The sequence below is a fragment of the Dehalococcoidia bacterium genome (genome assembly GCA_021295915.1).
GTDB lineage: Bacteria > Chloroflexota > Dehalococcoidia > Lucifugimonadales > UBA1123 > VXRN01.
Map to the genome: position 1 here is coordinate 41,140 of JAGWBK010000047.1, position 10,776 is coordinate 51,915.

The window sequence follows — 10,776 nt, forward strand, 5'->3', positions numbered from 1 at the left end:
CGTTACTTGTGATCAGGTCTTCCAACTCGTCTAACGAAGCTGGCAGGTCTTCGACGATCCGGTCGAGCGCGGGCCAGAAATCGTCCGGCGCGTCCTGGAGAACCCCGCCTGGACGCATGTAACTCAACGTTATGCGAGCGCCGCAGAGCATCTCGAACAGGTCCAGTATTCGCTCGCGCTCCCTGAAGCAGTACATGAGAGGCGTGGCGAACGCTCCCAAATCGTTCAGGAGGAATCCTGTCGCCATCATGTGGCTGGCAATGCGCTGAAGTTCCGCGCTGATTACACGAATGTACTGGGCCCGCTCAGGCACTTCGATATCCGCCAGCTTCTCTACCGCTCTGACGTAGGCCAGATTGTTTGACATGCTGGCGATGTAGTCCATGCGGTCGGTGAGCGTGACTATCTGGACGTACGTACGCGATTCCGCCAGCTTTTCCGAACCCCTGTGCAGGTAACCGAACACCGGCTCGACACCGAGCACCACTTCCCCGTCGAACGTGACACGCAGCCTGAACACCCCGTGCGTACTTGGATGCTGGGGCCCAAGGTTTATGGTGACTGGTTCTGTCCTGATTGTCACAACCGTTCGTCCTGAGCTTGTCGAAGGATACTTTTCAGACCATCACAACTATGTGAGCAGTCCACTAACCCAAAAAGTCCTTTCTGAGCGGATGCCCGGGAAATCCTTCCCAGAGCATAATTCTCTTCATGTTCGGGTGTCCCTCGAAGTGGATGCCCATCAGGTCCCAGACTTCCCTCTCCTGCAGGTCTGCGCCCTTCCGAACGGCGGGCTCGTCCCTGCCATACACCCTGGACTTGACGACTAGACTGGCGTTCCGTCGTAGCGAGACCAGATGGTACACCATCTCGAAGTACTCGACGTAGTCCACCGCCGACAGGGCGGTAAGAAATGAGAAGTCGAATGCGGGGTCGTCTTTGAGAAGCCGAGCCACCGGAAGTATGTGTTCAGGCAGCACCCAGACGTCGGTCTGTGTGCTCTCGACGGCCGCTCCCGGAATGGACTCGTTGATCCGGCGTGCCGCATCCTCCGCGGAGTGTGCCCTGGTCAAGAGCCCCCTCTCCCTCGATGGGTCGCAGGTACGCCTCGGCGTGGGAGGGATGGAGCCTGCCCCGTACTTGATACGGGGGTGAGGGTGATCACCTTCACTTACCTACTTCCTTCCCTGCTGAATTCGTGAAGCTGCATGATGCCATACAGAAGGGCGTCGGGACGTGGTGGGCAGCCTGGCACATAGACGTCGACCGGAATTATGTGGTTGACTCCCGGCACCACGCTGTACGAGCCGTAGTAGGGCCCTCCGCTCGTGGCGCATACTCCCATCGATATCACCCACTTCGGTTCAGCCATCTGCTGATAGACGCGTTCGATAGCAGGGGCCATCTTCCAGGTTACAGTGCCCGCGATGATTATCAGGTCGGCCTGTCTGGGTGAAGGCCTGAATACCTCCATGCCAAACCTGGAGATGTCGAACCTCGACATCGCGCTTGCCATCATCTCGAAAGCGCAGCAGGCCAGTCCGAAAGACAGAGGCCAGACCGCAGACTTGCGCCCCCAGTTTATGAGGGCATCAACAGAAGTGATGGCGATGTTACGATCGAACTCCTCAGGCACCTCGAGCAGGGGCTCAGCCAGAGCATCCGTGTGAGTGGCCTTGAGGTGATTTACGTAGTTCCCTTCTTCCCTGTCTAAGTCCCAGGTGGACTGGTGTAGAAGAAGGCCTGAGGTTGGGTCCAGCGTCATGCCTTAACTCCATTCCAGCGATCCCTTGCGCCAGGCATATAGCCACCCGACTACAAGGATCGCAACGAACACCAGCATCTCCAGAAGTACGAACGCACCGAACTGGGCCGAAAGCAAGCCGAAGCTCGCCGCCCAGGGGAAGAGAAATACGACCTCTACGTCGAAGACGACAAAGATCAGAGCAAAGGAGTAGAATCTGAAATTAAATTGGCTCCACCGCCCGGAAAGCGTTTCGAACCCACATTCGTAGATCGCTTTCTTGATCGGGTCCGGAGCGTATGGCCTGATCTTGAGAACCGTCAACATCCAGCTTGCTACCAGCATTCCGATTGGCACTGCCGAAGCTACCGCAACGAAGATGGCAATCAGGGCATATTGCCGGAAATACTCGTCAAGCATGTCGCTGAAGACGACTCCTTGAGCTAAGGCGGGGGCGACCGTGCGAACGGGGTTACAAGGGGTAAAATCCCGTTCTGGCCAAGTTCTGGATTCGGGCGAAATATAGCACACGCCTCTTGAAACCTGCAAGTGAAAAGTTTTACAAACGGTACCCTGAAAGAGGGGCGAAAAACGCTTGATTACTGATCTCAAAACCTCAGGTGACATGGAGCCCGTGCCGCTGCCTCCAATGATCGAACGCTACGGCGAGTCCATCCAGAACGCGCTGCGGTCGGAGCTGTCCCAGAGCCATTCGTTCGTGTACGACATGCTCAGGTACTACATGGGCTGGGCGGATGAGACCGGCGCTCCGATAACGGCGACGACAGGAAAGACCGTCAGACCAACGCTCTGCCTGTTCGGGTGCGAGGCTGTGGGCGGTACAGCCTCCCAGGCCATACCCGCCGCTGTTGCGCTCGAATTCATTCACAACTTCTCGCTGGTCCACGACGACATACAGGACGAGGACGAGACACGCCACGGCCGCAAGACGATCTGGGCCGTATGGGGCAAACCGAAGGCACTTGTCTCAGGAAACGTGCTCCGGGTGGTAGCCGACTCCGCACTCCACGGCCTGCCCTCGTCAGGAGTCGACAGCCGTCGCGCTGTGACCGCAGCCGACCTGCTCACCGAGTCCTACCTGGAGATGATCGAAGGCCAGTACCTCGACATCTCCTTCGAGGGCCGACGCGACATTAGCATGTCCGACTATCGCCGGATGATCTCCCGGAAGACAGGAGCGCTGCTCAGGTGCTCGCTCAACCTGGGCGCGGCAGTTGGCACAGACGATGCCGAGACAGTTGCCGCGTTCAGGGAGTGCGGGAGGGCCCTCGGTTACGTCTTCCAGATCCGGGACGATGTCCTGGGTGTGTGGGGACAGGAGGACGTCACAGGTAAGCCCGTCGGATCGGACATCAGGCGCAAGAAGAACTCCTACCCCGTGGTACTGGCAATGGAAACAGCCGATGACGCCGACGGCAGAAGGCTGACCAGCATCTATCAAAAAGACGAACTCGACGAGGACGACGTCTCCTCAGTCCTCGAGATAATGGACCGTACAGGAGTCCAGGAGCAGGCCGGAACCGAGGTCAGCGAGTGGGCAGACATGGCGATGGAGGCGATTGCCACACCGCCAGGAAATCGAAGAATTCACCCACTTCCTAATGGTCAGGGACAGGTAGGTGCTAAGACTTCGCGTCTAGTAGTCCGCCAGGAAGTCGTCCCTCATTCGGCAGGTCACCAGATCAGATTCCGCCAGCGACTCGTACAGCGGTTCGTCGGTGGTGACGAGAACATCAGCATCTGCTGACAGGTAAGCAGATACCAAATATACGTCCTCAACCGGCAACTGGCTTAACAGATGGTCGGGCACATCTTCAGCCATATCAGCTTGTATTCTGATTGTCCTGTCACTGTCATCATACAGACTTCGGAACACTTTGCTGATTGCTCTGCGACGAGCATCCATGAACCTCATCAATCCATTTGCCTTGCCGATCCAGCGAGGCTCGCTAGGGACCACCATAATGTCGGCAGACCGTACAAGAGATCCCAGGAATTGTGCCGCTTCGCGCTGTCTATGATCGCCATTACGGCCGTAAAGATCGTGGAAAATCCACTCGTTAAGGACGACTATCATCAGTCCAGGTCAGCTGGTTTCCGATGGCTCACCAAAGAGAATCGCCATATCCTCCAGCTCAGAGGCTATGAACGACCTAAGGCCTCCTGATATCTGCCCGTCCTGAGTCGCTTCCTGCTTGGTAAACGTACTCTCTCCATCCTCTTTCTCTGCGAAGATGAACGAGACATCATCCACACCGATCTTCCCATCAGCAATCTGAGCAAGAAGCGCCAGTACGAATGTCTCACTATGGGTGGAAACGATGATGCGCTTGTCGCGTTCGGTAGCGATTTCCGCCATCGCGTGGACGAGCTTCCTGACCATCGAGGGGTGGAGGTGGATCTCAGGCTCTTCGATGGCGACTAGCTTTGTGTCCCCATAGAGGCAGATGGTAAGCATGTGCGCTAGCTGATTGATACCGAATCCTTCATTGACGATAGATACCGGCACGCCACCGTTTATTGGCACGGAGTCCAAGTTGAATAAGGAAGTACCAACCTGCATACGAACTCGAAGCTGACGATCGGCGACCGATTCCAGATACTGGCTGACCGAGTATTCTAGGAACCGGTCAGTAGCCAGCAGTGATGCCACCTCAACATCCGAAGCTAAGGTAGGCGTCACATTCGATACGCTGTACACCGGAGTCGCGAACCCGCGTCTTAGCGGTACAAATCCCACACTGCGTGCTAGACCCATGGGAGAATTCGCGTTCCTAATGTTACGCACTAGTACTGAAGGATCAACACCGTATTCGTCCTGTTCAAGTCCAACACTGATTCCGTTCCAATTCACGTAAGCGGGCGGTGCCGTAAGATGGGCAAATTCATCCGATGTGGCCAGATTTAGCCTGACAGACGTCTGCTGATCACCGCGATAGGGAAATGGGATGTCCAAACTCATATAGGCTGGTTGAAAGTCTCTATTCGGACCCGAAAATTCCACACCAACCTGTCCGCCAAAGTTCGCAATTGACAGCCATACCCTAGACGCACGATCTTCACCCAGAACAGTAAGGGAGAGCGACAGCTGTGCATCTTCAATATGGTTGCGTATAACCTCCCTCAAGCCCCCGAGACTGATTGTTGGATACGAGAATAGGCTCGGAACATTCTGGGCCGGATTGTTAAAGAAATTCCTAAGCGTGAGCAGACCATAGATCAGCGACGACTTGCCCGAACCATTCGCTCCGTAGATCACGGTTAAGGGTGCTATCTCTACAGTTGCGTCGCGAATCGAGCGGAAATTCTCTAGTTGGAGGGTGTACTTGTCCGACATCTGTCTGCCTCCAGACCGCTACCCTTACCGAGTTCCACTGATCGACGATTTTCTACACTTGAGTCTATCAAACTACCTTGAGAAGCTTCCTCTATTAACATCCAATTCCGATTTGAGCTAACACCCTTGACGCTACCACCCACACCCACTATCATCCTGTACAGAACATATATTCTATCTCGTGAAGACCTGACCAATGGACATCCCAGAATTCATAAGAGACAACACCGACGGCATCGAGGCGATGAACGGGGACATTGACGGCTGCAAGCTCAACCACAGGCTCACAGCAGCCCGTCTTCTCGTCATCTATGGACATGCCGACGCCTCAGACTTGATCGCGGAGAATGCCGCTCCCCGCAAGGTGGCCGAAGACAAGCAGTGGGTGACGATAGACCCGGCCCTCTCCAGGCTCATCAGGATCAAGACGGACGACGGCAGAGACATCTGCCTCTTCCTCATAGAGGTAATGCAGGGACAGTTCAGCGGCGCCAATCCCGGACACCGCGTATCGGCGGCAAGGGAGCTCCTCAGCCGGGCCTTTGGAAAGAGCCCGACATTCCCGCTGCCCAAGCCTCAACACACAACCGAGCCTCCACGCTCGACACGGAACGTTCAGGCCACACCTGTGACCACGCCCAGGACGGACCCCGCCCTGGTTGCCGATGCTCCAGCAGCGGTCCTGGACAGACCTGTTCAGCAGGTGGAGCCTGAAGCAGAGAGCCATGCAGCTACCGACGCAAAGACCGAAATCGCATTCGAGGTATTGGATTCACCGCGTTTCGAGTTCATGAGCGAGTGTGAAGACCCGGATTTCGACCCCTTTCTCGCCACCATCGACGTGGAGTACTTCGAGTCATACACTGGTTGTAGGGACCCCGAGTGCGAAGTCCACGGCGAGCCAATGGATATACATTTCGATCCCAACAACTACCGCTACTGAAAACGCGGGCACGAGTTCGCCCCAAGTCAGTAATCGGCCACCTTCACTCGCTTGTGAAGCTGTGTCAATTTGGTGGGTACGTCCCTACGGAGTCTTAGGTCCCCTCTCCCTGAGGGAGAGGGCTAGAGCCTGCCCCGTACTTGATACGGGGGTGAGGGGGGAAACGCTGCCTACCAAACTGACACAGCCTCTCCTGGCTTGTCCCCCTACTGCCATCGTGGTAGCGTTCCATGTAGCAGACGATCTCGCGCCTTCACTGCGACGATGTCGATTCCCCATGACAGGGGCGCGGGACTGCAGTGCTAGGGACCTATGCGTTCGTCCTCAACACAGCTAGAAGCCGCCGTACTCGAACGAGCCTACGACCACTGTCAGCAGGTAGCGAAAGAACACGCCAAGAACTTCTACTACGCCTTTCGTACGCTGCCTACCCATAAGCGACGCGCGCGGTCTGTCGGCTATGGGACGATATCGCCGATGACGATACCCCCCTCTCCGACAAGCGCCGGATGTTCGCCGATTCTCGGCGCACATTGGCTGTTGCCTTGGCCGATCAGCACGAAGAGGCTGAAGTTGATCGCTCGCACCACGTTCAACCCGAGTACATCGCACTGTCGAACGCGACAAGCACGTTCGACATCCCGGTCAGATACTACGACGAGATCCTCGATGGCGTAGAGTCCGACCTCGTCAAAGACAGGTTCGCCAACTTCGCTGAACTCCGGGACTACTGCTACAAGGTAGCCTCGGTCGTCGGTCTGATCTGTATCGAGGTCTTCGGGTACGACGATCCTCGCGCCGAGGACCTCGCGGTCGACATGGGCATCGCTCTGCAGCTCACCAACATACTGAGAGACCTCGACGAAGATGCCGGACGCGATCGGATCTACTTGCCTCAGGACGAGATGGCCAGATTCGGTTACACGGAGAAAGATCTGAAGAGCCGGGTAGTCAATGAACCGTTCAGGTCCCTGATGAGGTACCAGGTTGACCGTGCGAGGTCGTACTACGAGCGGTCGAGGCCCCTGTTCAGCATGGTGGAGCCGGAGTCCAGAGCGTGCCTGCGTGGCCTTCACGGGGCGTACGGAGCGATCCTCGACAGAATCGAGCAATCCGGGTTCGACGTGTATTCCCAGCGAATTGGTCTCAGCACTCGAGAAAAGTTGCTGATTGCCGCGCGACTATGGATCGGCGGCGCAGTGCTTGGCATACCGGTTGTCAGGCGCCTGCTGTAGCAGACCATGCACGCTCTGATTCTCGCTCCTTTCGACGAGGGCCAGCTTGTCCGGCTTCGCACACAGATGGATGTCTCCTACGAGAGCTGGCTGGACACACGCATGCTCACAGACCCGGATGAGCTCACAGCCCGAATTCTTACTGAAGAAATCTCGATACTGGTCGTAGAAGCAGACTTCGTATTCGAAGAGACCTTCCAGGAGTGCCCGGGGTTGCGATTCGTCGGAATCTGCCGCGGGTCGACAACACAGGTTGACATCGAGACCGCCGCCGAACATGGCGTTATCGTAGTGAACACGCCCGGTCGTAATGCCCGTGCCGTGGCCGAGCACGCCCTCGCGCTCATCCTGTCTCTGGCTCGCAGGATCACCGAGGCTCATGAATACGTCAGCTCGGGGAGCTGGCTCCATCCTATAGCCGGCTATACCGACTTTCGTGGCGTCGAAGTCGGCGTTCGGACAGTCGGAGTCGTTGGGCTGGGAGCTATAGGCCGTACACTCTCCGAAATGTGCGCGGGTCTCGGAATGAAGGTGGTGGCCTACGACCCATACGTGACCGACACTCCCGACGACGTCAGCATGGTGGACCTTGATACCCTGGCTAAAGTCTCGGACTTCATCAGCGTTCACGTGCCAGCAACCCCCGACACGACGGGACTGCTGGATGCCGAGTTCTTCGCACAGGTGAAGCCGTCGGCATACCTCGTTAACTGCTCCGACTTCCAGATAGCGGAGGAAGCCGCGCTGCTGGATGCGCTCCGCAAACGCAGCATCAGTGGGGCCGCATTCGACGTATTTGAGACCCACCCAATCGCGCCAGGTAACCCGCTGCTGGAGTTGGACAACGTGATCCTGACGCCTCATGTAGGCGGGGCTACCGACGAGACAATCGAGCGCCACTCCAAGATGGTGACCGACGACATCATCAGCTTCATCGAGGGCCGACGACCAGCTAACCTCGTAGTTCCCAAAGTATGGCCCGACCGCCACAATTTTCCCTCTCCCTCAACGGGTTTATAGGGGTAGGTATTCGCAAACCGTCATTCCGGCGAAGGCCGGAATCCAGGGGATAGGGATGTCCTTCGACAAGCTCAGAGCCCGTCCCGGACTTGATCCGGGAACGAACGAATTGTCAGTCTACCTACCCCTGTAAGCTCCCTGAGGACCAACAAGGGTAGGTATTAGCGTACAAACAAGCACGGACACCAACCAACAGACCCCCTCTCCCTGGGGGAGAGGGCTGGGGTGAGGGCGAAAACTGAGAATACCTACCACTCCTGACCACTCACAGGAGATGGCCAGCATGAGAGTGATGCCCCCAAACCTCGTGCTCGTGATCGACGCAGGCTCAAGCTCGATCCGCTGCCATCTGGTAGATCCCGCTGGCAAAGTTACACGGTCTGTCTCCCGACCATGGGCATACCAGGATGAGCCAGACGCAGGCACCTTCGAAAGGAGCTTCGACCTCGAAGCGTGCTGGAAATTGCTGTGCAGCGCCATTAGTGAGTGCACCAGTGACGGCGAACACAGACCTCATTCAGTCTCCATTACATCGCAACGCCAGTCCCTGGTATTCGTAGACAGTCAAGGCCGCCCCATACATGCGGGACCAAACACGGATACGCGCGCGGTCTTTCAGGGATCAGCGCTCGATGCCCAGCACGGGGCTCTTCTGTACCAGACTACAGGCCACCGGCCCACTTTCATGATGGCTGCCGGCAAGCTTGCATGGCTGCGCGACACGCGCCCTGCAGAATGCGAGGAGTTGGCTCACGTCTTCACTCTTGCGGACTGGATCGCATATCGCCTTACTGGAAATCTCGGCTGTGAACCTACCCTGGCAGCGGCAAGCGGCCTGCTCGACATTCGAACACGAACCTGGGCATCGGATATGTTCGAAGAGCTGAGTTTGAGATGTCCCAAGTCGTCGCTCCACGAGGCGACCGAGATTCGCGGAACCGTGAACGCGAGAGAAATCGCATCCATTTCGGGTACCCCCGTGGTTGTTGCGGGTGCCGACACCCAGTGCGGGATGCTTGGAGCCGGAGTTGTCGAGACAGGGCAGGTTGGGATAATCGCCGGGTGGAGCGCACCCGTTCAGATGCTGGTCCCCGAGCCGGTTCAGTCGTCCGAAATGAAGACCTGGACTGGACTGTTCCAAATCCCTGAACTGTGGGCATTGGAGAGCAGCGCAGGGGACATCGGCAACGTGTGGCACTGGATTGTCGAGACCCTGTCCGGCAGCGGGCTTGACTACGAGAAGTTGGACAGCCTTGCCGGTACAGCTCCTTTGGGATCGTTTGGGGTAACGGGTCACTTCGGACCGCAGGCTATGGATATGTCTGTGGTCGGGATGAGGCTGGGGGGAATCCTCTTCCCTACGCCTATAACGTTTGGTGGCCCGACTCCGGGACAGATTGGCAGGGCGGCACTCGAATCATTCTCATACGCGATTCGAGCAAATCTCGAACAGCTTGAGAGCGAGTCGGGTATCACTGCGGACAGCATTGCACTAGGTGGTGGCCTCAGCCGTTCGACCACCTTCAGGCGGATACTGCCAGACGTCCTGGGACGCCCCATCTCCACGTACAATCAGTCTGATGTGACTGCCCTAGGTTGCGCTGCGATCGCGATGACCGCAATGGGCGAATACAGTTCGCTGGCTGAAACGGCAGCAGCAGCGTCACAGGAAGCTCGCACCTCGGCGCCCGGTCCTGCCGCAGCAGCCGAGTACCAGGACCACTACGAACGCTGGCTGGAGGTACATGAAAGCATCGGACCACTGCTAGCCTGAACTATGAAGATGTGTCAATTTGGTGAATGGCTCCCTACCGAATCCAGATCCCCTCTCCCTCAGAGCCTGCCCCGGACTTGATACGGGGGCTGATAGGGGTATGTAAAAGGTACACAGATAGGCATGAGTACCACCAACAGACCCCCTCTCCCTGAGGGAGAGGGCTGGGGTGAGGGGGAAAACTCTGCCTTCCAAACTGACACAGTCTCAGATTTAGCCTGCCAGTGTAAATCGACTAAGCTCCGTATAAACTGGATACAATCACTCTCATGTCTAGCAAATGGAAAGATGACAAGCAGGCAGTTTCTGATGCCGCTCGGCGGATGGCCGACCTCGGTCTGGTAACGGGTACGGCCGGGAACATCAGCGTCCGACTCGGAAACGACAACGGCCGCGACCTGATGGCAGTCACGCCGGCATCGACAGCCTACGAGGCCATGACTGCGGACGACATAGTTGTGACGGACTTCGAAGTCGAGCCTGTAGAAGGCGACCTTGCCCCCTCATCTGAAAGCCTGCTGCACGTCGGTATCTATCAGAGGCGCCCGGATGCCGGAGCCGTGGTCCACACACACTCGGTTTACTCAAGTGTACTCGCTGTATCTGGAATCGATCTCCCACCCGTGATCGATGAAGTCGTGGTCTACATTGGCGGTACGATACGGGTCTCCCAATACGGTTTCCCCGGAACGGAGAATCTGG

The 10,776-nt window shown here is 57.1% G+C and carries 10 protein-coding genes and 1 pseudogene (1 of these 11 only partly in view); 6 read left to right on the forward strand and 5 right to left on the reverse strand.

Annotation, left to right across the window (positions count from 1 at the left end; translation table 11 throughout):
* The 4 genes and pseudogenes from J4G14_12560 to ndhC all read right to left on the reverse strand — a co-directional run.
* A pseudogene (locus tag J4G14_12560) lies at nt 1–583 on the reverse strand (NADH-quinone oxidoreductase subunit D); it reaches 498 nt to the left of the window's first position.
* A 64-nt stretch (nt 584–647) separates the two neighbouring features.
* Nucleotides 648–1,073: an NADH-quinone oxidoreductase subunit C gene (locus J4G14_12565; GenBank protein ID MCE2458623.1), complete on the reverse strand. Its 426-nt coding sequence runs from the start codon at nt 1,071–1,073 to the stop codon at nt 648–650.
* Between the two features lie 98 nt (nt 1,074–1,171).
* A complete protein-coding gene (locus J4G14_12570; protein ID MCE2458624.1) occupies nt 1,172–1,765 on the reverse strand; it encodes an NADH-quinone oxidoreductase subunit B in 594 nt (197 codons plus the stop codon).
* A gap of 3 nt (nt 1,766–1,768) precedes the next feature.
* Entirely contained in the window at nt 1,769–2,164 is a 396-nt protein-coding gene (gene ndhC / locus J4G14_12575) for an NADH-quinone oxidoreductase subunit A (GenBank protein MCE2458625.1), read from the reverse strand.
* A 175-nt stretch (nt 2,165–2,339) separates the two neighbouring features.
* Between ndhC and J4G14_12580 the strand changes: the two genes are divergently transcribed.
* Nucleotides 2,340–3,512, forward strand: a complete 1,173-nt coding sequence (locus J4G14_12580) for a polyprenyl synthetase family protein (protein ID MCE2458626.1) — start codon at nt 2,340–2,342, stop codon at nt 3,510–3,512.
* A gap of 339 nt (nt 3,513–3,851) precedes the next feature.
* Here the strand turns inward: J4G14_12580 and J4G14_12585 are convergent, their stop codons facing one another.
* Nucleotides 3,852–5,102 carry an AAA family ATPase gene (locus tag J4G14_12585; protein MCE2458627.1) on the reverse strand — a complete coding sequence of 417 codons (1,251 nt, stop codon included), beginning with the start codon at nt 5,100–5,102 and terminating at the stop codon, nt 3,852–3,854.
* Between the two features lie 196 nt (nt 5,103–5,298).
* Here J4G14_12585 and J4G14_12590 point away from each other — a divergent pair, with 196 nt between their 5' ends.
* The 5 genes from J4G14_12590 to J4G14_12610 form a co-directional block, all read left to right on the forward strand.
* Nucleotides 5,299–6,045, forward strand: a complete 747-nt coding sequence (locus J4G14_12590; GenBank protein MCE2458628.1) for a hypothetical protein — start codon at nt 5,299–5,301, stop codon at nt 6,043–6,045.
* A gap of 470 nt (nt 6,046–6,515) precedes the next feature.
* Nucleotides 6,516–7,280 carry a phytoene/squalene synthase family protein gene (locus tag J4G14_12595; GenBank protein ID MCE2458629.1) on the forward strand — a complete coding sequence of 255 codons (765 nt, stop codon included), beginning with the start codon at nt 6,516–6,518 and terminating at the stop codon, nt 7,278–7,280.
* A 6-nt stretch (nt 7,281–7,286) separates the two neighbouring features.
* The gene (locus tag J4G14_12600; protein ID MCE2458630.1) at nt 7,287–8,300 is read left to right on the forward strand and encodes a hypothetical protein; all 1,014 of its coding nucleotides are present in this window, start codon (nt 7,287–7,289) and stop codon (nt 8,298–8,300) included.
* 283 nt (nt 8,301–8,583) lie between these two features.
* Entirely contained in the window at nt 8,584–10,074 is a 1,491-nt protein-coding gene (locus tag J4G14_12605) for an FGGY-family carbohydrate kinase (protein MCE2458631.1), read from the forward strand.
* A gap of 269 nt (nt 10,075–10,343) precedes the next feature.
* Nucleotides 10,344–10,776: class II aldolase/adducin family protein (locus J4G14_12610; protein ID MCE2458632.1), on the forward strand; the 433-nt coding region annotated here is incomplete at its 3' end.